21 protein-coding genes are annotated in these 20,940 nt (G+C 38.1%); 15 read left to right on the forward strand and 6 right to left on the reverse strand.

Annotated features, from left to right (window positions below; translation table 11 throughout):
• Window positions 1–13 precede the first annotated feature (13 nt).
• The 5 genes from MHB44_RS00860 (at window position 14) to MHB44_RS00880 (ending at window position 3,852) form a co-directional block, all read left to right on the forward strand.
• Complete coding sequence (locus MHB44_RS00860) at window positions 14–1,198, forward strand: acyl-CoA dehydrogenase (RefSeq protein WP_341301192.1); 1,185 nt, start codon at window positions 14–16, stop codon at window positions 1,196–1,198.
• A gap of 54 nt (window positions 1,199–1,252) precedes the next feature.
• Window positions 1,253–2,623: an LLM class flavin-dependent oxidoreductase gene (locus MHB44_RS00865; protein WP_341301193.1), complete on the forward strand. Its 1,371-nt coding sequence runs from the start codon at window positions 1,253–1,255 to the stop codon at window positions 2,621–2,623.
• Between the two features lie 296 nt (window positions 2,624–2,919).
• A complete protein-coding gene (locus tag MHB44_RS00870; protein WP_341301194.1) occupies window positions 2,920–3,210 on the forward strand; it encodes a hypothetical protein in 291 nt (96 codons plus the stop codon).
• 61 nt (window positions 3,211–3,271) lie between these two features.
• The gene (locus MHB44_RS00875; protein ID WP_341301195.1) at window positions 3,272–3,673 is read left to right on the forward strand and encodes a riboflavin kinase; all 402 of its coding nucleotides are present in this window, start codon (window positions 3,272–3,274) and stop codon (window positions 3,671–3,673) included.
• Window positions 3,670–3,852, forward strand: coding sequence for a YezD family protein (locus tag MHB44_RS00880; RefSeq protein WP_083448437.1), 183 nt, complete (start codon window positions 3,670–3,672; stop codon window positions 3,850–3,852). The genes MHB44_RS00875 and MHB44_RS00880 overlap by 4 nt, the downstream gene beginning before the upstream one ends.
• Window positions 3,853–4,063: 211 nt before the next feature.
• On the opposite strand, the gene MHB44_RS00885 is transcribed toward MHB44_RS00880, so the two are convergent.
• Complete coding sequence (locus MHB44_RS00885; RefSeq protein WP_341301196.1) at window positions 4,064–4,735, reverse strand: LytTR family DNA-binding domain-containing protein; 672 nt, start codon at window positions 4,733–4,735, stop codon at window positions 4,064–4,066.
• Window positions 4,736–4,949: 214 nt separating this feature from the next.
• On the opposite strand from MHB44_RS00885, the gene aceA reads away from it, so the two are divergent.
• The 7 genes from aceA (at window position 4,950) to MHB44_RS00920 (ending at window position 11,026) form a co-directional block, all read left to right on the forward strand.
• Complete coding sequence (aceA, locus tag MHB44_RS00890; RefSeq protein ID WP_341301197.1) at window positions 4,950–6,233, forward strand: isocitrate lyase; 1,284 nt, start codon at window positions 4,950–4,952, stop codon at window positions 6,231–6,233.
• A gap of 160 nt (window positions 6,234–6,393) precedes the next feature.
• Window positions 6,394–6,621, forward strand: a complete 228-nt coding sequence (locus MHB44_RS00895) for a hypothetical protein (protein ID WP_341302898.1) — start codon at window positions 6,394–6,396, stop codon at window positions 6,619–6,621.
• A 332-nt stretch (window positions 6,622–6,953) separates the two neighbouring features.
• Window positions 6,954–7,349 carry a GntR family transcriptional regulator gene (locus tag MHB44_RS00900; protein ID WP_341301198.1) on the forward strand — a complete coding sequence of 132 codons (396 nt, stop codon included), beginning with the start codon at window positions 6,954–6,956 and terminating at the stop codon, window positions 7,347–7,349.
• Between the two features lie 4 nt (window positions 7,350–7,353).
• Window positions 7,354–8,451 (forward strand): DUF5808 domain-containing protein, encoded by a 1,098-nt coding sequence (locus MHB44_RS00905; RefSeq protein WP_341301199.1) that lies wholly within the window; start codon window positions 7,354–7,356, stop codon window positions 8,449–8,451.
• A gap of 73 nt (window positions 8,452–8,524) precedes the next feature.
• Window positions 8,525–9,196, forward strand: coding sequence for a response regulator transcription factor (locus tag MHB44_RS00910; RefSeq protein ID WP_341301200.1), 672 nt, complete (start codon window positions 8,525–8,527; stop codon window positions 9,194–9,196).
• A complete protein-coding gene (locus MHB44_RS00915; RefSeq protein WP_341301201.1) occupies window positions 9,193–10,566 on the forward strand; it encodes a HAMP domain-containing sensor histidine kinase in 1,374 nt (457 codons plus the stop codon). The genes MHB44_RS00910 and MHB44_RS00915 overlap by 4 nt, the downstream gene beginning before the upstream one ends.
• A gap of 73 nt (window positions 10,567–10,639) precedes the next feature.
• Window positions 10,640–11,026, forward strand: coding sequence for a hypothetical protein (locus MHB44_RS00920; protein ID WP_341301202.1), 387 nt, complete (start codon window positions 10,640–10,642; stop codon window positions 11,024–11,026).
• A gap of 84 nt (window positions 11,027–11,110) precedes the next feature.
• Here the strand turns inward: MHB44_RS00920 and MHB44_RS00925 are convergent, their stop codons facing one another.
• On the reverse strand, window positions 11,111–13,039 hold the full coding sequence (locus MHB44_RS00925; protein WP_341301203.1) for an SEL1-like repeat protein: 1,929 nt from the start codon (window positions 13,037–13,039) through the stop codon (window positions 11,111–11,113).
• A gap of 156 nt (window positions 13,040–13,195) precedes the next feature.
• Here MHB44_RS00925 and MHB44_RS00930 point away from each other — a divergent pair, with 156 nt between their 5' ends.
• The 3 genes from MHB44_RS00930 (at window position 13,196) to MHB44_RS00940 (ending at window position 15,610) form a co-directional block, all read left to right on the forward strand.
• Window positions 13,196–13,900 (forward strand): glycosyltransferase family 2 protein, encoded by a 705-nt coding sequence (locus MHB44_RS00930; protein ID WP_341301204.1) that lies wholly within the window; start codon window positions 13,196–13,198, stop codon window positions 13,898–13,900.
• Window positions 13,901–13,928: 28 nt separating this feature from the next.
• Window positions 13,929–14,189 (forward strand): metal-sensitive transcriptional regulator, encoded by a 261-nt coding sequence (locus MHB44_RS00935; protein WP_053993550.1) that lies wholly within the window; start codon window positions 13,929–13,931, stop codon window positions 14,187–14,189.
• 116 nt (window positions 14,190–14,305) lie between these two features.
• The gene (locus MHB44_RS00940; RefSeq protein WP_341301205.1) at window positions 14,306–15,610 is read left to right on the forward strand and encodes a transglutaminase domain-containing protein; all 1,305 of its coding nucleotides are present in this window, start codon (window positions 14,306–14,308) and stop codon (window positions 15,608–15,610) included.
• 23 nt (window positions 15,611–15,633) lie between these two features.
• Here MHB44_RS00940 and MHB44_RS00945 read toward each other — a convergent pair whose 3' ends face one another.
• Genes MHB44_RS00945 through MHB44_RS00960 form a run of 4 tightly spaced genes read right to left on the reverse strand, consistent with a single transcriptional unit; the run spans window position 15,634 to window position 20,906 of the window.
• On the reverse strand, window positions 15,634–16,578 hold the full coding sequence (locus MHB44_RS00945) for a BadF/BadG/BcrA/BcrD ATPase family protein (protein ID WP_341301206.1): 945 nt from the start codon (window positions 16,576–16,578) through the stop codon (window positions 15,634–15,636).
• Complete coding sequence (gene argH, locus MHB44_RS00950; protein ID WP_341301207.1) at window positions 16,578–18,089, reverse strand: argininosuccinate lyase; 1,512 nt, start codon at window positions 18,087–18,089, stop codon at window positions 16,578–16,580. The genes MHB44_RS00945 and argH overlap by 1 nt, the downstream gene beginning before the upstream one ends.
• A gap of 27 nt (window positions 18,090–18,116) precedes the next feature.
• Window positions 18,117–19,823 (reverse strand): iron ABC transporter permease, encoded by a 1,707-nt coding sequence (locus tag MHB44_RS00955; protein WP_341301208.1) that lies wholly within the window; start codon window positions 19,821–19,823, stop codon window positions 18,117–18,119.
• Window positions 19,824–19,835: 12 nt separating this feature from the next.
• On the reverse strand, window positions 19,836–20,906 hold the full coding sequence (locus MHB44_RS00960) for an ABC transporter ATP-binding protein (RefSeq protein ID WP_341301209.1): 1,071 nt from the start codon (window positions 20,904–20,906) through the stop codon (window positions 19,836–19,838).
• Between the last annotated feature and the right edge of the window lie 34 nt (window positions 20,907–20,940).

Here is a 20,940-nt window from a genome sequence, read left to right on the forward strand (position 1 = left end):
AAAGAGGGATTAAATGGACGAAAAGATTCATTTACAAGTAGTCGATAAGATTTTGCTTGAGATTGCGGAGGATGCTAAACAAAGACGAAGCAATCATTCTCTAGTACATCCCTATGATGCAATGGAGCTGATTAAAAAAAATAGATTAGGGGCGTTGCAGTTACCAGCCCAAAAAGGTGGGAAAGGGTATAATTTACGTCAACTGTTCCGATTTGTTGCACAATTGGCTGAGGCAGATTCCGATGTAGCTCATATTTTACGAGCACATTACAGCTATGTAGAGCAGCTTTTGCGAGAAAATATAGATGGTCGCCATACAGCATTGTTAGCCCAAATTGCTGATGGCGTTATTATTGGCAATGCAGTAACAGAAAATTCCCCGCATCAAGCAGGTAGTTTAGTATTTAACACGAAATTGACCGCAGATGGGCAAGATTATCGACTAAACGGTATTAAATATTTTAGTACAGGTACGCTATATGCTGATTTAGTTGTTGTGACAACACTAGATGTTAATGCTGAGCCTATAGCAGTCATCATTCCAACAGATCGGATAGGTATAACGATTGAGGACGATTGGGATGGTATTGGACAGGAGCTAACAGGTAGCGGGACAACAAAATTTCAAAATGTTAAAGTACACCGCAATGAACTATTTAAGAAGCTAAAAGGAAAAACACCATTCAATGCCTTTCCACAATTGTATTTACAGGCAGTCATTGTTGGAATTTTAAACAGTATTGTGGGAGATAGTGCGACACTTATTCAAAGTAGGAAGCGCACCTTTAGTTTTGCTGCGGCACAACTGCCACGGCAGGATCCACAATTATTACAAATAATTGGTGAACTGTCGAGCATTGTATTTGCTGCACAGTCCATGCTTTTAGCAGCCGCCGATGTATTAGATGAAGCCAGTAGTCATGCTGAGCAAGGCAATATTCCTTATGATTTAAGCCATCAAGCGTCATTAGTCGTTGCACAAACAAAAGTGATTATTGATGAATTAGCATTGAGGGCAGCGACAAAATTATTTGATGTCGGAGGAGCCTCTGCGACTAGAAAGAGTGCATTTTTAGATCGACATTGGCGAAACATCAGAACGCTTGTTTCACATAACCCAGCGGTCTATAAAGCGAGAGCAATTGGCGATTTTGTAGTAAACAATAAGCAATTGCCAATAAATGAGGTTTATTTTTAATCTTATACCAAGTAAGTCTATCTATATATTTAATAACTGAAAGGACGGATGTGTATGGTAAAACCACTATCATTTTCAGCTTTTGTCATGAATACAGCGTCTCATATTATCCATGGTCTTTGGCGCGATGAGAACGGAAAGCAAATTGATTTTCAAAATATTAATTTGTGGATTGATTTAGCTAAAAAATTAGAAGCTGGAGGGTTCGATGCTATTTTCTTTGCTGATGTTGTAGGACTTTATGGCAATTATAAAAATGGATGGGAACATCACGTAAAAGCAGGCTTACAAATTCCGAGTAATGATCCGATGACTATCCTATCTGCTTTAGCTGTTAATACAAATCGCATTGGGTTGGCGTTTACAGCAGCTCCGTTACAAGAGCCGCCATTTAATTTTGCAAGGCGTGTATCGACGCTTGATCATGTTTCTAATGGACGTATTGCTTGGAATATTGTAACGAATGCACAGGAAAATGCCTATCGTAATTTTGGTCATGAAAAATTGGTGGCACATGATGAACGTTACAACTGGGCTGAGGAGTATGTGGATGTGCTATATAAACTTTGGGAAGGTTCATGGGATGAGGGAGCACTTTTACAGGATCGTGAACGGGGAATTTATGCTGATCCTACGAAGGTACACAAAATTCATCATGTAGGTACGTATTATCAGGTAGAGGGACCACATCTTGTAGCGCCGTCACCACAACGAACACCTGTCTTATTCCAAGCTGGCGCATCAGCAATTGGTCGAGCTTTTGGCGCGCGACATGCGGAAGCGATATTTATTATTTCCCCAGATCCTGAAAATGCTAAAAAATTAATACAAGAAACACGTGATTTGGCTGTTAAGTATGGTAGATATGCAGAGGATATTAAGTTTTATCAAGGCTTATCTTTTGTGATTGGTGCAACAGAGGAGGAGGCAAGGCAGAAAGAGGCTGAGCTTGACAGCAAAATTGATATAGATTCTATTTTAGCGCATGCAGGTGGAGGCATTGGTGTCGATTTAGGATATTTGGATTTAGATGCATCAATTGAAGATGTTGAAACAGAGGGCATTCAGAGTACTTTACAATGGCTAAAGCAAAGTGTACCAGGAAATGTATTGACTGTGAGAGACCTTCTCTATTTACGAAGTAAGGCTAGTCGTATTGTCGGAACTCCCGAGTCGATTGCTGATCAATTAGAGCAATGGTCCAACGCAGGAGTAGATGGTATAAATGTTATTAACGAAACAATTCCTACCTCCTATGAGCAATTTATAACAGATGTATTGCCCGTTTTACGTGAGCGGGGCTTAGCAACATCATTAGAGCAACTAGAAGAAAATCAAACATTCCGTCGTTCTCTATTTGGAGAAGATAAGTTAAATAAGCGCCATACAGCAGCCCAATATAGGGGAGCTTTTTCCACGAAATAAATATGTCTATGATGCATATGTTCATTTTATAATTCTTTTAATGAATGCAAAAATTAAAATAAACAATTCTTATAAAAATACTTTACTTTAATGTTTTTATTGAGTATTATAATCAACATAGAATATATCCTTCAAAAGTTTTGAAATTATTTATGCTCATGCGGCCATAATCATACGGAGGCAAAATGAATTTAACCAATATACTATACCCACTAGTCGACTAGAGGTTCCTTGTCCATTAATTGATAAGGAACCTTTTCTGTTTACATACAAAGAATTGTAAAGGAGGAGCAGGAATGGATAAAAATATGGATTTCGAGGAGATTTATCATGTACCTGATTTACGATTTGCGAAATGGTGTGAGATGACATTTTCGATCAATCGAGGCGTGTATAATACAATTGACGAAAAGCTCTTTGCTACAGGTTATCATCATATTTATGATCGTAGAAAAGCTATCGTGTCTTTTTTAAAAAAGTATGTTCAGCCCAGTAAAAGTGCTAAATTTTATAAATTTGGTCAAGGGAATCTAGCATATGCGTTACAACAATTTAGTACAGAAAAGTTTAATTCTAAAACATACTAAAATTATATGTTTAATTAGTGATCAGTAAGTATACTAGATTTTAAGAGGAGGAGGGAATCATATGACAGCATTGCTTCAATCTATTGAAGGAGAAGTAAGGCACGGTAAGCAGCTTGGCAGAACAATAGGCTTTCCAACTGCCAATATAGCGAATTCTGCCAGCTGTATTCCGACGAATGGTGTATATGGTGTAGAGGTTTATTTAAAGAATCAGTTATACAATGGTGTGATGAATATTGGTAATCGTCCAACATTTAATGATGGTAATCATCAGACAGTAGAGGTGCATATTTTAGATTTTCAGGAAAGCATTTATGAAGAGCATATGAATGTTAAAATTGTATTTCCGATACGACCAGAGAAAAAATTTAAGAGTATAGAAGCGCTGATTCAGCAGCTCCAACTAGATGTACAATATGCTCGAAATCAATTTAAAAGTAAAGCATTGAGGGGAGTTTCATGATGACAAATATAAAAGCAGATGTATTCAAGGAAATTGTAGATCATTTATCGAACATTAGCTATGGAGCAATCACCATAACGATTCATAATGGCAGTATTACACAATTAGATGTAACAAAGAAGAAACGCTTTGAGCAAGAAAAACCTCAGCAGGTGCTTGCTAAACAATCAAAGAGATAGTCTTGAATGAAATAATTACTTTTTAGCCTATAAGAACTCGATTGGTGAAATGTCCAATCAGTAGGAGATGAGGAAAGCCTTCGCTGAATCAAGGTTCACTTTATGTACCATGTAATAGCTAATGATATACGTTCATAAAGCATTCGTTTTTACAAGTGGATAAAATTTATGCGGCTGAGGTTTCCATTCCAACTTCAGCCGCTTACTATTTCTAAAATTCAAGGGCATTTCTAAGATTCGTAATATAGGACTGACTTACTGGTAGTTCACTGCCATCAATTAGTGTAACAATAAAATTTGATGTGAGGTCACGAGCCATCTTTTTTATAAAATGAATATTGACAATATAGGATCTATGAATACGGATAAAATAGGATGGCAATCTTGTTTGTAGCTCCTTAAGCGTAATAGTCGTTTTAAATTGTTCACTATCTACATAAAACCACGTTTTTTTCTGCAGACTTTCTATATGAGATATTTTATTGATAGCTATAGGGTTCCATTCTTCCTCTTGCTTGCCAGTTAAAAATTGAAATGGCTCTGTCTTTTTGGCAGAGAAGGATGGAGGTAAGACCACTACCAATGCTGCTGGTTGATTTTGCAAGTTAATCGGATAACCAATTCCATAATAGGGTGTATCAAATAAAGAGTTATCTAAAATGGCCTCAGTTTTTTGGCGTGTCTGTAACACCTGTCCAGCGATACTACCTGGCAATACGGGTTGCCCCACCTCGAGGCGGATATTTTGATGACTTGAATGAAAATAAATGTACGTATTTTCAACAGCAATGGCTATGGATGCATCAGTAGGAATCCAGTCTTTCAACATCGTAATATACTGTTGTGAAATATCTTTTGTGCAAGAATTTGACTTATTATTCATTGAGAATATCCCCCTTGTTTGTAAACAGTCTTCCAAATTTCATCGCGAAAAAAAGCGGTTTCATCTTGGAAATTTGGTCTTTTATCAAAAAATAATGAAAATTTAAATATTCTGTTATATATTAATTTACAACAAATAAACCTGTTATGGAACAGTAGATTAAAAGTTTTTTAACAGAGTATATTGTACACAAAGGGGAAGGTGGAATTTCAATATGTCAACTCGTCAAGAAAGAATCGAAGCTTTAGAAAAACAATGGGCTGAAAACCCACGCTGGGCTGGGATTGAACGCTCATATTCAGCAGAAGAGGTTGTTAAACTACAAGGAACTGTTATAGTGGAACAAACACTAGCACAAAAGGGCGCTAAACGACTTTGGAATTCGTTACATGAAGAGCCATTTATCAATGCATTAGGTGCATTAACAGGTAACCAAGCAGTACAACAAGTAAAAGCAGGCTTACAGGCGATCTATCTATCGGGTTGGCAAGTAGCTGCAGATGCAAACCTTTCAGGACAAATGTATCCTGACCAATCATTATATCCAGCAAACTCTGTACCAGCAGTAGTAAAACGTATTAACCAAGCACTTCAACGTGCAGACCAAATTGACCATGCTGAAGGACGAGCAGATGAATTCGACTGGTTCGCACCAATCGTAGCAGATGCAGAGGCAGGCTTTGGTGGCCCACTAAACGTATTCGAACTTGTAAAAGGCATGATTGAAGCTGGAGCGGCTGGCGTTCACTTAGAGGATCAATTAGCTTCTGAAAAGAAATGTGGTCACTTGGGAGGAAAAGTTTTACTGCCAACACAAAATGCTGTGCGTAACCTAGTAGCTGCTCGTTTAGCAACAGATGTTATGGGTGTAGATACAATTTTAATCGCTCGTACAGATGCTGACGCTGCAGATATGGTTACATCAGATATTGACCCACGTGATGCAGAGTTCATTACTGGCGAACGTACACCAGAAGGCTTCTTCCGTACAAATCCAGGTATTAAACAAGCAATTGCTCGTGGTTTAGCTTACGCACCATATGCAGATTTAATTTGGTGTGAAACTTCTAAGCCATCGCTTGAGGAAGCTCGTGAATTTGCTGCGGCTATTCATGCACAGTTCCCAGGTAAAATGCTTGCATACAACTGCTCACCTTCATTCAACTGGAAAGCAAACCTTTCTGAAGAGGAAATTGCAGAGTATCAACGCGAGCTTGGAAAACTAGGGTATAAATTCCAATTCGTTACATTAGCTGGTTTCCATGCACTAAACCACTCTATGTTTGAGCTTGCACATGATTATAAAGATAATGGTATGGCTGCATACTCTAAGCTACAACAAGCTGAGTTTGCATCTGAATCAAAAGGCTATACAGCTACACGTCACCAACGTGAAGTAGGTACTGGATACTTTGATGATGTTTCTCAAGTAATCTCTGGTGGTACTTCTTCTACAACGGCAATGGCTGGTTCTACAGAAACAGAACAGTTTGTCTAAGCTTTCTTAAATTACGTGTATTCCTAAATTCATAATCATAGAGCAGTCACCTCTGCTTCTCCTAAAGCAGAGGTGACAAAGTTACAATTGTAAGCAAAGATAGAAAAGCTATTAGAGGCTTGTCAAGAACGTCAAAAGGGAGGATACTGCGACAGCAGAAATTCCTCGTTCGACATCCAACAGATATTTTAGAGGATGGTCGCCATATTACTTAGTCATTGTGCTAAAAATCTTGGAGGAAGAGCTTGTGAAAATTAAAGAGGCTGTTGGGGAACAAGCCTATAACGATGGTCGCTATGAAGAAGCTGCTGAATTGTTTAAATCTTTAATTGAACAAGATGAATTTACGGAATTCTTGACACTTCCAGGGTATAAAAAATTAGCGTAAACGATAAATCTACTAACTTAATCAAACTTTCCTAAAAAGAACTATACACAAGTACAGTTCAACCTACTTCACTTTATCTAAAGAAATGAGCATGCGTTATAAAAGGGGTCTATTTATAAAAAGTAAAGAGATTTAAAAGGGGGAAGATGTCTTGCTAGCTTAGATGGGGAGCTTGTAAGGCATCTTTTGTTGTACAAAAATCTGCGAGACTATGTGTCTATGCAGATTTTTTTTGCCAAAGAAAATTTTCTAAAATATCCTTCACATAATTGTTTTTCAATGGCTTTTATATTTGTTATACTATTTATATAACAAATATGGAGTTGATAACAATGTTTATTCAAATAGAACCGCATTCTGCTATACCTATCTATGAACAGGTGACACGACAAATTATTGAAGGTATTGCAAGAGGTGATATGCAGCCAGGGGATACGCTACCATCTGTGCGAAGCTTGGCTGCTGATTTAGGGGTAAATATGCATACGGTCAATAAAAGTTATCATGAATTAGAGGCCAAGGGTATTATTACTATACGAGCTAAGTCAGGGGCGGTTATATGTTCTACAGAAGAGAGAGCTTTAACGCCTGAACAACTGAGACAAATCGAAAAGAATTTAAAGCCTGTTGTGGCAGAAGGTATGGTGCTCGGCGCAACAGCAGAACAGATTGAGCACATGATGAAAAAGGTGTTTGCTGATTTACAAATACCAGCAGAGGGAGTGTAGGAAAATGCTACTTGGTGTTTTTAGTACAATCTACATCATAACATTCATTTTGCAGATCATTGTGCCATTTATTGTTCAAGAAACGATTGTTTTTGGCGTAACAGTGCCAGAGCAAAATATTAAACATCCTACTTTAGCTAAGATGAAGAAGCGTTATGTCCAAATTGTAGGGAGTGCAGGTTTCGTCTTGTTCATTATGATGGTTATGGGCTATAAAATGCTAGCTTCATCGGAATCAATGCAAAGTCTTGTTCTAGTTGGCTGTTTATTCGGTATGTTAATAGTAAGCATGTGTCTGTACTGGATGAATCATCAAAAGGTATCTGCACTGAAAAATCAGGAACAGTGGGGATTGCATATTAAACAAGTGCGTGCAATTGACTTAACAGCACGTAGCCGTGATGAAATGCTACCTTGGTCATTTTTTGCTGTACCTTTAGCTATCACTATATTTTTAATGATTTATACAGTGTTGCATTATGACCAAATGCCAGCAAATATAGCGGTACATTGGGGACCAAGTGGAGAAGCGGATGCTTGGCAAGAGAAAACATATTTCACAGCTATGTCATTGCCACTACTTATGCTGCTAATGCAATGTATGATGTGGGGAATTACAGATTCTATTAAACGATCTGCCATTAAGCTAGCAGTTAATCGCAAGGAGGAATCATTGGAAGATCAGCTTAAGACACGGAAATATATCAGTTGGAATCTTCTATTGGTAAGCTATGCTTTAACAATTTTAATGACAGTGTTGCAGTTAAGTAATATTTACCCCTCTGCAATTGAGGGCTATAAACTTTTACCACTGTTTATTTTATTTTTAGTAGTTGTGCTTGGATCATTAGTAGTGTATGCAATGAAAAAACATAAGCATAAAGTGCACTATAAGGAAAATATTGATTCACAAGTAATGGATGTCGATGAAGACCGCTATTGGAAGGGTGGATTAATTTATATGAATCGGCATGACCCATCAGTTTTTGTCGAGAAACGCTTTGGTGTCGGCTGGACAATGAACCTTGCCAATCCTAGAGGCTATATTGTGATTGGTCTACCGTTTATCATATTACTGTTGATTTCCATTTTTTCATTATAAAATAATTATAACTACTAATAAAATTCGTTCCAAGTGAGCGGATTTTTTATTTTGATTGAACGGGGGCAGGCTCATGAAAATACTTGTTGTTGATGATGATGCACATATTTTACAGTTAGTAACGATTTATTTAACAAAAGAAGGCTATCAGGTGCTTTGTGCGAAAAATGCACAACAGGCGTTAACATTAGTAGAAGGAAATCTGCCTGATCTCGCTGTAGTCGATGTGATGATGCCAGGGATGGATGGTTTTACCTTAACAGAGATATTAACGAAAGAATATGATATTTCGGTTTTATTATTAACAGCAAAGGGTGAGTTAGCTGATAAGGAACGGGGCTTTTTAGCAGGCTCAGATGATTATGTTGTCAAGCCCTTTGAACCAAAGGAATTATTGTTTCGTATAGCAGCTATATTGCGGAGATTGGATAAGAAAAATCAAGTAACCCTTCAGGTAGGGAAGCTTATCATTGATCGTCGAAGCTTTGAGGTCGTTATAGGGGAAGAGACGCTTCTATTACCTTTAAAGGAATTTGAATTATTGGCATTACTAGCATCACGTCCTAATCAGGTGTTTACGCGTAGCTATATTATGGAACAAATATGGGGTTATGACTATGATGGGGATGAACAAACATTGACAACCCATATTAAGCGTATTCGTGAACGATTAAATCGCTATCAGACAGCTGTTATCATTAAAACCGTGCGAGGCGTCGGCTATAAGTTAGAGGAAATCATATGAAAACATTATACGGTAAATTTGTTATTATAACGATGCTTGTGATGGTGGGGAGTATGTGTATTGGCTTTTTAGCGACAAATACTTATTATCATCAAGTAGTAAAAGCCAAAAATGATGCGAAAAATGTGAAAATTGCCCAGGATATTGCCATCTATATTGAAAAGGCTAAACCACAGGATTTAGATAATTATTTAGCAACGCTTGGTGATATTGGCTATCAAATTTATGTAACAACTGGTGAGGAAGAGCGCTTTTTTGGTGGGCAATATCGCGATAAAACCTTGCCATTATCGGTTGTTGAGCTTGTATTAGGTGGGGAAATCTATCATGGTATGCGGGACTTTCCGAAAGAAACCTTTGTCACAGGCTTTTTTGCGAACGAGCTGATTAATACAATCGGTGTACCCTTTCGCTATAATGAGCAATCCTATGCACTGTTTATCCGACCAGATATTCGGCTATTATTTTCAGAAGTACATACAATACTTGCTGGATTAATTTTAGTGATGGCAATATTAAGCCTGCTTGCCATGTTATTATTTGCCAAGGCATTAATTCGGCCAATTACAAAGCTAACAGTAGCAACACACCAGCTTGCGCATGAAAAATTTGATACGCCATTGGATATTGAGCGTGCAGATGAAATAGGTCAATTAGCAAAGAGTTTTACTATTATGACTGAAAAATTACAGGAAAATGACCGTATACGAAAGGAATTTATTAGTAATGTATCGCATGATTTTCAGTCACCTTTGCTTAATATTCATGGCTATGTTGAGCTTCTTAAAAATCCTTTACTGGCAGAGAAGGAACGTCGAGAATATGCAACAATTATTGAACTTGAAACAAAACGTTTATCTACATTAACAAAGCAATTATTATTACTAACCTCACTCGATCAATCAACAAGAATGATCAAACGAAAGCCCTATCGATTAGATGAACAGCTAAAGGAAACAATAAGAAAATATCGTTGGCAGATTGAAGAGGCACAGCTCCAACTCACTTACAAGATGGAACAAATAACATATGGGGGAGATGCAGAGCTGCTCCAAAATGTATGGGATAATTTGCTGACAAATGCTATTAAATATAATAAAGAGCATGGACAAATATATATAAATTTGCAGGAGAAGGCAAGCTCTATTGATATCCTTATCGAGGATAGTGGTATAGGAATGACACCAGAGCAATTGTTAAAAGTATATGAACGTTTTTACCGTATAGATACCTCAAGGACGAAGCAGGGAACAGGGCTAGGATTAGCTATTGTCCGGGAAATTATTGAGCTGCATGAGGGCACTATACGGATGGTAAGTACTATAAATGCTGGCACAAAGATTTATATTCAGTTCCCGAAATTGTTATAAGAAGTTCATATAAAGTTTATGTTCCCACGATAAATTGCTAATTAAGTGACAAAAGCTTAGGAGGATTTATCTTATGGAACAAAAATGGGGTATACGTCTTATTCGATTAGCAGCAATTTTTGCTTTGATTGGAACGTATTTAGGTACACATATGTCAGGCTCAGGTAGCTATGAGTATCGACCAATCCATGCGCATATTTTACTTGTTGGATGGTTGACTATGTTTGCATGGGGCATTTTCTATCGTGTTTTCCAAGTAAAATCACAAAAGTTAGTAACTATTCATGGCTGGACAGCGATTCTCGGTGTTTTTGGTTTAACATTCGGCATGTGGTTCTATCACATCAATCCGTTTCATTTAGGCGACACCTTGACATTAGTATTCTTTATTATAGGTGGTACTACATTGTTAATTAGCTTTGCTTTATTTATTGTTGTTACATTTATGGTTCGAAAATAATGAAAACGCCCCAAAAGTTAGAGTTAAAAATCTAACTTTTGGGGTGCAGCACCATCACTTTATTGTGCTATGGGCTATTTTGATTTATCCCATATTTTCAAGTGATCTTTTTAACCACATGGTTGCCTCTTGGTAGTCTTGTGCGACACCAAGTCCTTTTTTATAGAGCATACCAAGCTGGAATTGTGCTTTTTGATGGCCTTGATTAGCAGCGAGTCGATAAAGCTGGGCAGCCCTTGCAAAATCCTTGGGCACACCCTGTCCATGGCTGTGCATTTGTGCTAATTGATATTGTGCCTTGATATGGCCCTTTGCTGCAGCCTGCTCAATCCATTTCGCAGCCTCTGTGTAATCCTGCTCGACCCCTTTTCCTTTATCAAATAAATTACCAAGCTGATATTGTGCACCTGCATGTCCTTGAATGGCAGCGAGTCGGTAGCATCTACGAGCCTCCTCAAGGTCCATAGCAACACCTAATCCTTGTTCGAACAATAACCCCAATTGATACTCGGCTTGAATATGTGATTGATCGGTTGCTGCTCTCCACCATTTTGCAGCCTCCGTATAATTTACAGGAATAGCCGTTCCTGCTGTTAGTAATAACCCAAGCTCATATTGTGCATCTGCATAACCCTTTTCAGCCGCAGCCTTTAAGTAGGACAATGCTTTTTTCGGCTGCTGTAGTTGATAAACATAGATGCGCCCAAGCTCAAAGCCTGCACTAATATGTCCTTGCTCCGCAGCTAATAATAGCCATTTTTCCGCTGACGCAAAATTTTGTTCTTTTTGATACAGTAGTCCAAGGCAATATTGAGCATTTAGATGTCCTTTGTGTGCTGCAAGCTTAAACCATTTCATAGCCTCTTGTTCATCCTGCTCAATGCCTTGCCCCGTATTGTAGAGCATGGCTAACTGAAATTCTGCATTTGTATGATCCTGCAATGCAGCTATATGAAACCATTTTGCTGCTTCCTCAAAATTTTGTGAAATACCGCGTCCTTTCAGATACATGTAGCCCAAGTTATATTGAGCACTAGCATCTCCCGCTAGGGCAGCCATTTCAAAATAAGCAATTGCCTCCTCGTAGCTTTGCTTAACACCTGTACCATTATGATAGAGAAAGCCAAGATTATTTTGTGCGCTAGTGTTCCCTTGAGTGGCAGCTAATGTATACCATTTTGCGGCTTCCTGAAAGTTTTGCATCATGCCTAGCCCTTGGTTATAAAGCACACCAAGGTTATACTGCGCATCTGCATTGCCTAAATCCGCAGCAATTTGATAATGCTGAGCAGCCTTCTGGTAGTTTTGTTCCACGCCTTGCCCAAGATGATAAAGCACACCAAGACTATAATAAGCATTGGCATCATTTTGCGCTGCTGCTTTTTCATACCACATTTTTGCGAGTGTATAATCTTTTTTAACCCCTCGTCCATGATTATATAAGGCGCCTAAATTATATTGAGCGCTAGCATCTCCATTTTTTGCAGCAATCTCAAACCAGCTAGCTGCATGTTGATAAGCTTCTGTAGACTCCTCTTGCTGTAACGCGTCATTGAATAGATGGGTCGCCTCCTCAAAGGGAAAGGCTTGGCGAGACGACTGAAACCTTCGATCATAGCGCTTAATAAACCATTCCACAATATCACTTATATAATCAAACACAATTTTTGCTGCCTTTGCCTCCACAAGCTCATTGTTATTACTATTGGTCATTTTATACACAAGGTTCATTAATAAATAAATACGGCGGGGATGAATTTGTGCGATAAAGTTTCGATTATTGAGTATTACACGAACATTTTTTTGTTTTGGCTTAGTATGCATTTCCAAGCGATAAACCTCATATAAAATTTCTTCTAGTACAAGAAAAGATTTTTGAAGAGATAGCGTTGGCTTTGAGACGGCAAGCATACGAGCCTCCTGGAAATTTTTAGCCAATGTTTTAAAGGATAGCTGCTTTAATTTTTGATAGTGCTTTTTGAACATTTCATTATGTATGACGATAACACTCACCTCTTTCGTTAAATACTCTTCTTTCATATATCGGAAAAATAGCAATATTATTGATAAGTTTTAATGGGCTTCATCAGTTGAATTGTTATTATTACATGATACTATTTGATATAAGGAAAATGCATATAACCTGTCAGCCTGTAGTGGGGGAGAGAAATGAAAAATATTGCAGCTATTATTCCAGCATATAATCCACAACAATCACTTATTACTTTTGTCCATCAGTTATTAACAACAACCATTACACAAATTATAGTGGTCGATGATGGCAGTGATGTAAAATATAAAGATATTTTTGAAGATTTAAAACAAATAGATGGCTGCCAAGTCCTTCAACATAATATCAATATTGGAAAGGGCGGTGCATTGAAGACAGCTTTTACTTATATACAAGAGCATAGAAGAATGTTTCGTGGTGTTCTTACGGTAGGTGCGCATAATCAACATACATTACAAGATATTAGGCTTATTTTAACAATGACCAAGGTATTTTCAGAAGGAATTGTGCTAGGTGTTCGTAACTTTCATTCAACTGATAGTACATTTTTTTCCTATTGGGGCAATCGTGCAACAACCTTACTTTTTGAACTATTGTACCACCGAAAATTAATGGATACACAGACGGGATTACGTTATATTTCGATCAATGAGTTGCCTTGGTTGATAAAGGTAAAAGGAGAACGCTATGATTATGATACAAATATGCTGATTACGGCACTTAAAAGAAAGTGTCCTATTTTTGAGGTAGAGATTGGACAGCTACGTGTAAAGAAAAATACAATTATCCAATATGATGAAATTGCAAATGCAGGAACCATTATTACGAAAATGCTAATGAATTACTTAAAACACAGGACGTAGATAAGTATAAACAAAAGGAGCAAAGCTTATGGAATACTCAGACCAAGTGAAAAATCGTGTGAAGCGGATGGAAGGACAGCTACGTGGTATTTTAAAGATGATGGAGGAGGGAAAAGACTGTAAGGCAGTGATTACCCAACTATCAGCTGTACGCTCTGCTGTAGACCGTACAGTCGGTGTAATTGTCAGTACAAATCTATTGGAATGTGTACAAAATGCTGAAGGCGATGGTGAAAAAATGAATGAGGCCATACAAGAAGCTGTTAATTTAGTGGTGAAAAGCAGGTAATCTTTTATTATTGAAGTAAGTCAAAGATGAATCCATAATATGTAAGAAGCATAAAAGGACCTGGGAGTGGGTTCTTTGTGCTTTTTTTGTATATAATAAAAAGAAGAGGGTTGGAGGTGAGGAGTTTGTGGAAGAAGTTAGCGATCATCGTGATGATTATTATTTTTATTGATCCTATTTATACGGTTGGGAAAACAGTTGTTCAGCAGGTAAAGACATGGGTAAATAATGATGATATTGAAACAATGCTTGTGTCAACAAAGGACAAAATTATAGATGTTACGGCTAAACTATCAGATAAAGCCCCTATTGAAACAGCCACATCGATAGAAGATGTACATCAAGCAGAGGTGGCCCCTACAGCTCCGCCAATTCAGAAACCAGAAACGAAGCTAGTTGTGACAGATGCCAAGGAAATGGCTGATGCCATGTATGCGTATTATAGTAGCTTTTCACCAAAATTTGAAATTCAATATAAGGGCAGTACACAACGAATTGAGCAAATAGTGGAAGAGGCTTATAATAAAGCGATTAAACGAGATGATTATGTGTATGGTCATATTAGTCAGCATACCATTCGTTTTGAATATGGGCGAAATAAGGCAACCATTTTTGGAGAGCAAAGCTATTTAATGACACCAGAGCAGGCTTCCTATGTAGAGATGAATGCCCAGGAAATTATTGCGAAAATTACAGATAATTCAATGACAGATGTAGAAAAAGTACGGGCGGTTAATGACTATATTGTTGCCAATACTGTTTATACAGAGCACACTAATTCTAGTCCACATAGTGCCTATACAGTGCTTGCAGAGCGTGGAGGGGTATGTCAAGGCTATGCCTTACTTGCTCATACAATGCTACAAAAGTTGGGGATTGAGACAAAGTATATTGTCGGCTATGTTGGTCAGGAAGGACATGCGTGGAATTTAGTAAAGCTGGGTGGCGATTGGTATCATCTCGATACAACATGGAATGATCCCGTACCAGATCGTAAAGGGGCAATTCGCTATCAATACTTTTTAGTGGATGATCGTACAATGGCACAAGATCATACTTGGATAGCTGAGGACTATCCAAAAGCAACAAGTACGATTTATAGCTATTTTCATGATATAGATTTCCCTGCGCAGGTTGGTAATCAATTATTTTTCAGTCATATTGCTGATGATAATAAATTGTATGTACTGGATATGACAACAGAGGAAACAAAGCGTGTCACAAATTCACGCGCTCAATATATTGTTTACTCGGATGGCTGGCTCTATTTTAGTAATTATTCACGAGGGGCATACTTAACGAAGATTCGTCCTGATGGAAGCGGCGAACAGCTATTAAATAGGGAAGATACCAAGGATTTATTTGTGCAGGATGGCTATCTCTATTTTACAACGGATGAACCAAAGAAAATGGCACTATAATTAAGAGAAAAGGGCATGACTGATTAACAGTCATACGCCCTTTTTGTACGTTCAATAAGATAAGTAATAGGTTGATGCTGGCATAAAGAAATATCAATCTGTGGATACATAGATGTTATTTGCGTTGTAAATGTTTTTAGAATTAAAGGATTATGCTTGATAGCACCGCCATTACAATAAAGTGAGAATGGCCCGCTTTGATAGCCAATCTTTTTTAATACAGCACTTGCAAGTAGTGTCAATTCATGAGCCGCTTGCTGTGAGATTTGAATGGCACACGTATCATTTCGCTTTACTGCCTCTGCAACAAAAGCTCCTATCTTCGCGAGCTGAGCATTGGTATAAGAAGGGTGGAATAACCATGCAGCAAGCTCTGTGACATCTTCTATCCCAAGCGAATGATAGACAGCATCCTTTAAAATAGTGGGCTCGCCCCGACCATCCTCCATTTTAAAAATAGCTCGTATTACCTCTTGTCCTAACCAAAATCCGCTGCCCTCATCGCCAGCTCGATGCCCCCAGCCGCCCGCACGGACAATTTGCTTGCCATCGTAGGCATAGGCAATGGCCCCTGTTCCAGCAATCAGTAAGGCCCCAGCCTGTCCAGCTGTGACACCTAAGAGTGTAGCCTGAGCGTCATTTTCAATAATTAGCGTCTCAATATGTAGCTGTGTCGTAGATAGTGCCTTTTGAACAATTGCTGTGACCATTTGATGATCCTTTGGAGAATCAATACCCGCTAATGCAAAGGTAGCTACAGCAATGTGAGCAGGGGAATGCTTTTGCAAAAAGGTGTCGATATTTGCTAAAAGCTCTTGTAATACTGCTGTAGCTGCTTCAACACCAATCGCTTGATAATTAGAGCCCCTTGTTGATGTTGTATATTGAATATCGCCAGAATCTGCATGCACAACGGCACACGCTGTTTTGGTTGCTCCGCCATCAATAATCAATAGCCATTTTGTCATTAGTTCCATTCCTCTATAAATATTGTTAATTGCTTCTCTGCTTCGAAAATAGCGCTTTCCTTTAAACGAACCCATTCATAAAGGTGATGTGTATTTAATTTTGAGCGCTCCAAAGCTGCCTTCATCGTAGCTGGGGCAGGACCACCAAGTAATGTTCGAACACCAACAAAAGATTCTGGCTTTAATGTCTCATAAAAGTCCTCTTGAGAAATATTTAATTCCTTACCTGTAATCAATTTTGACTGTGTATTGGCAAGACCCCATGTAAGGCTTGCAAGCGATTCTTCACCATGAGCAAGTAAAACTTTAATACATTTACTCACGATACTATGTGCTTGACGGAATGAAATCCCCTCTGAGCGCACTAATGTATCAGCAAGCTCCGTAACATTGGCAAAGCTATTTTCTGCACGATCTCTTAATTTTTTCTTATTCACATCCATTGTGACAACAAGAGAGCCAAATAGGTTATAAATCCCGATTAGTCGGTCAATAGCACGCCATAAATAAGGCTGCATATCATCCTCTGTATCAACAATATCGCCAAAAGGTGTATTATGCACCATTTGTAATACAGTGCTTGCATCACCAACAACGGCGGATAGCAGTGAACGTGTATGCTCTATTGACACTGGATTACGCTTTTGTGGCATAATTGAGCTTATTTGTACATAGGGACTTGCTAGCGTAAACGCATTAAATTCCTGGGTAGCCCATAATAAGAAATCTTGAGATGTACGCCCAAGGTTTAATGCAGCGAGCTGTACAATGCTAGCTGTTTCAGCAATATAATCTGCACCTGCCACAGCATCCCATGCATTTTCGATAATATCATCAAACGCTAGCAAATCACGCATACGCTCTCGATTGATATTAAAGCCTGTTGTTGTTAATGCAGCAGCACCCATACTACTACGATTGACCGTTTTATAGGCATGCTGCATCCGTTCAAAATCACGCTCAAGCTGGTCAATAACCGCCTTTAAATAATGTGCAAAGGTTGTAGGCTGGGCCTGCTGTGTATGTGTATAGCCAATCATAATGGTATCGATATGCTCTTCGGCAGCAGCAATCAGATCATCACGTAATTTAAGTAATTCATGCATTAATAATAATAATTTCTTTCGGAGTGTCATTCGATAGATGGCGATGCCCATATCATTACGGCTTCTTCCAATGTGAAGATTTCCAGCAACATCCCCAGCAAACGCTATTAATTTATTTTCAATGCGGAAAAATAAATCCTCATATTGGGGATTGTATTCCTCTAAACGATAATAATTTAAGTCTATCTTTTTTAGAGCAACCCCAATTTGCTTTGCTTCATCTGTTGTAACAAGTCCTTGTTCTTCTAGCATTTTTAAATGAGCAATATTAATTTGTAGCATGATTGTTAAAAAATTTTTTTTGGCTTCGTCATAAGCTGGCTGTAAAACAATTTGACGGTAGATGTTAGACGGGAATATCATCCCATCCTCTTGCAGTGTTTTGTTGCGAAAATCTTCAAACATTGTAATGGCCTCCTAACAGTTTAGCAGCTAGATGGCTGAGCCAGCGCTGCCTTTCGATAATTTTTCAGAAATAATAAGGACAACTAATATTAAGCAAATTTGTAAAACACCATAAGCACAGGCGGTCCCAAATTTAAATGCATATAATTTTTGAAATATTGCGACAGATAATGGAATAGTGGATGTGCTATAAATAAGAATGGATGCAACAAATTCACCAAAGCTTTGAACTAGTGCTAATAATGTACCTGCTAATATCCCAGTAAATGTTAAGGGCACAACAATACGTCTAAATGAATACCACCAGGTAGCTCCTAAACCACGAGATGCTTCCTCAATTGATTGGTCTAGCTGTACTAGGGAAGCGGAAGTTGAACGAAAAACCAGTGGTAAATGTCTAATAAAATAGGCTAATGGCAAAATCCAAAAAGTTCCGATTAACACCTGATTAAAAGCAAAAATATTTTCTGTGCTAAAGGCAGCAATTAAATTAACAGCGACAACTGTCCCTGGTAATGCCCAAGGCACCATAATTAAAATATCCAGCAACGTTTTCCCTTTAAAGTTTAAACGCACCATAGCGTAGGCAGCAGCGACACCAAAAATAATATTGCCAGCTGTAGCGATAACGCCCATTTGAATAGAGTTCCAAATAGGACGCCATGTGCGTTCATCCGTAAAGAGTGCAATATAGTGATCAAATGTATAATCAGTAGGGAGAATTTGCGTTTTCCAAGCGCCATCGACAGAAAAGGATATTAATATTAACACTAATATTGGTAATATTAACATGAATGTACCAACAAAGGAGGCAATTGTTGCAAAAATTTTCATTCCTTTGGAAGATACTTCAGAACGATGGACACTAATTCCTTTACTCAGGTTTTGATAATTACGCCGATTTTGATACCATCGCATAACGATTAAAAACGTAATAGAGACAAAGGATAAAATCATCGACTGTGTTGCTGCCATCTCAAGGTTTCCATTGGTTCGAGATAAATAGATTTGCATAGTCATTGTACGCTCAACACCAAACATTAATGGTGCGGTATAAGAAGCCATTGAAATCATAAATACCAATAAAGAAGAGGCTACAATAGATGGTGTCAGCATTGGTAAAATGACCTTAGTCCATATGCGAATACGACCCGCCCCTAGACTGATTGCGGCCTCTTCTAAAGAGGGGTCAAGTCCTTTGATCGCAGCAGAGGCAGTTAAATAAAAATAGGTATACATCGTAAAGGTGTGAACAACAATAACGCCCCAAATTCCTTTTAATGAAAACGGTACTTGCTCTAGCCCAAATAGTTGCTGGAAGAATCGTGGAAAAATACCGCTATCTCCATATAAAAATGAAAAGGATAGTACGCCTACAAGGGGAGGAAGTGCCATAGGGACTAATACTAAGATAGAAAGGATTCGCCTCCCTGGGAAATTATAGCGTTCAAGTAAAAACGCCATCGTTACGCCAACAATCGCACAACTTATAACACTAATAATAGAGATATAAATACTGGTCCACAAAGCCTCTAAATTTGCGGGACTGGCAATATCAAAGAATTTTTTATAATGAATGAAAGCCTCATCACCAGCAAAGCTTTGACTAAAGGTTTGATAGAAGGGGTATACCACATAGGCTAACAACACTAAAAATAACGGTGCTATTAATAGATAGACAAACCAATTGGAATGTGTCATTCGTGTCCATGCATTGACAGGCTGTTTTTCCATATTGGCTCCCTCCTATTCTCCTAAAAAGTACAGTGAATCATAGGCAACATTAATGGTAATATCTTCACCTATGTTCTTTATTTGGTCATAAGAGTGAATAATCATTACTTTAAGTGAAAATGCCGTAAAATCTACAATGTAATTAACACTGATACCTGTAAATTCTACAAATGTAATTTTCCCTGTTAAAGTGTTATCCCCAGCCCCTAAATGAATAGACTCTGGACGAATCGAAATAAATACTTTGTCTCCAATCATATGCTTGAAAGTTGGAGAGCTTTGTTGTTTTCGCCCAGTGAAAACAAGTCCATTTGTTGTGATGACTTGTATATCCTCTCCATCAATAGCTTCGATTGTCCCTTCAATTAAATTTGTTTCCCCAATAAAATTGGCGACAAAGCGATTAATAGGTCGATGATAAATTTCCTGAGGGGTACCAATTTGCTTAATATTGCCATCCTCCATGACCATAATTCGGTCTGACATCGCCATTGCCTCCATTTGGTCATGGGTTACGTAAATAGTGGTAATACCTAGCTCAGATTGGATACGTTTTATTTCAACACGTGTTTCCTCACGTAATTTTGCATCCAAATTAGATAAAGGCTCATCAAGCAATAAAATATCAGGTTCAATGACTAGTGCTCTTGCCAAGGCTACCCGTTGCTGTTGACCACCAGATAGCTCATTAATCTTTCGCTTACCATAGGCGGCTAGATGTACTTGTCCTCTAATACGATCAACCCTTTGCTGAATCTCAACCTTTGAAAATTTGCGTACCTGTAAGCCAAATGCAATATTTTCATCAACCGTCATATGCGGGAAAAGGGCATAATTTTGAAAAACCATACCGATATTGCGTTTATTTGGTGGGAATCGGGTAACATCTTGCTCATCAAAAAGAATATGACCATTTGTGGGGTAATAAAAGCCAGCAATCATTCGTAAGGTCGTTGTTTTTCCACAGCCACTAGGTCCTAGAAAAGTAAAAAATTCGCCCGCTTTTATATCAAGGTTCAAATTTTTCACACCATATACTTGACCAAATTGCTTAGAGATATTTTCGATTTTGACACTTTTCAAGCACAAGCTCCTCTCCAACAAAGAATTAGTGGAT

This window comes from Lysinibacillus sp. FSL H8-0500 (assembly GCF_038051955.1).
Lineage (GTDB): Bacteria > Bacillota > Bacilli > Bacillales_A > Planococcaceae > Lysinibacillus > Lysinibacillus macroides.

Bases quoted from the DNA above. Each gene is read 5' to 3' on its own strand.
- MHB44_RS00860 (WP_341301192.1), top strand. From the start codon at position 14: ATGGACGAAAAGATTCATTTACAAGTAGTCGATAAGATTTTGCTTGAG.
- MHB44_RS00865 (WP_341301193.1), top strand. From the start codon at position 1,253: ATGGTAAAACCACTATCATTTTCAGCTTTTGTCATGAATACAGCGTCT.
- MHB44_RS00870 (WP_341301194.1), top strand. From the start codon at position 2,920: ATGGATAAAAATATGGATTTCGAGGAGATTTATCATGTACCTGATTTA.
- MHB44_RS00875 (WP_341301195.1), top strand. From the start codon at position 3,272: ATGACAGCATTGCTTCAATCTATTGAAGGAGAAGTAAGGCACGGTAAG.
- MHB44_RS00880 (WP_083448437.1), top strand. From the start codon at position 3,670: ATGATGACAAATATAAAAGCAGATGTATTCAAGGAAATTGTAGATCAT.
- MHB44_RS00885 (WP_341301196.1), bottom strand. From the start codon at position 4,735: ATGAATAATAAGTCAAATTCTTGCACAAAAGATATTTCACAACAGTAT.
- aceA (WP_341301197.1), top strand. From the start codon at position 4,950: ATGTCAACTCGTCAAGAAAGAATCGAAGCTTTAGAAAAACAATGGGCT.
- MHB44_RS00900 (WP_341301198.1), top strand. From the start codon at position 6,954: ATGTTTATTCAAATAGAACCGCATTCTGCTATACCTATCTATGAACAG.
- MHB44_RS00905 (WP_341301199.1), top strand. From the start codon at position 7,354: ATGCTACTTGGTGTTTTTAGTACAATCTACATCATAACATTCATTTTG.
- MHB44_RS00910 (WP_341301200.1), top strand. From the start codon at position 8,525: ATGAAAATACTTGTTGTTGATGATGATGCACATATTTTACAGTTAGTA.
- MHB44_RS00915 (WP_341301201.1), top strand. From the start codon at position 9,193: ATGAAAACATTATACGGTAAATTTGTTATTATAACGATGCTTGTGATG.
- MHB44_RS00920 (WP_341301202.1), top strand. From the start codon at position 10,640: ATGGAACAAAAATGGGGTATACGTCTTATTCGATTAGCAGCAATTTTT.
- MHB44_RS00930 (WP_341301204.1), top strand. From the start codon at position 13,196: ATGAAAAATATTGCAGCTATTATTCCAGCATATAATCCACAACAATCA.
- MHB44_RS00935 (WP_053993550.1), top strand. From the start codon at position 13,929: ATGGAATACTCAGACCAAGTGAAAAATCGTGTGAAGCGGATGGAAGGA.
- MHB44_RS00945 (WP_341301206.1), bottom strand. From the start codon at position 16,578: ATGACAAAATGGCTATTGATTATTGATGGCGGAGCAACCAAAACAGCG.
- argH (WP_341301207.1), bottom strand. From the start codon at position 18,089: ATGTTTGAAGATTTTCGCAACAAAACACTGCAAGAGGATGGGATGATA.
- MHB44_RS00955 (WP_341301208.1), bottom strand. From the start codon at position 19,823: ATGGAAAAACAGCCTGTCAATGCATGGACACGAATGACACATTCCAAT.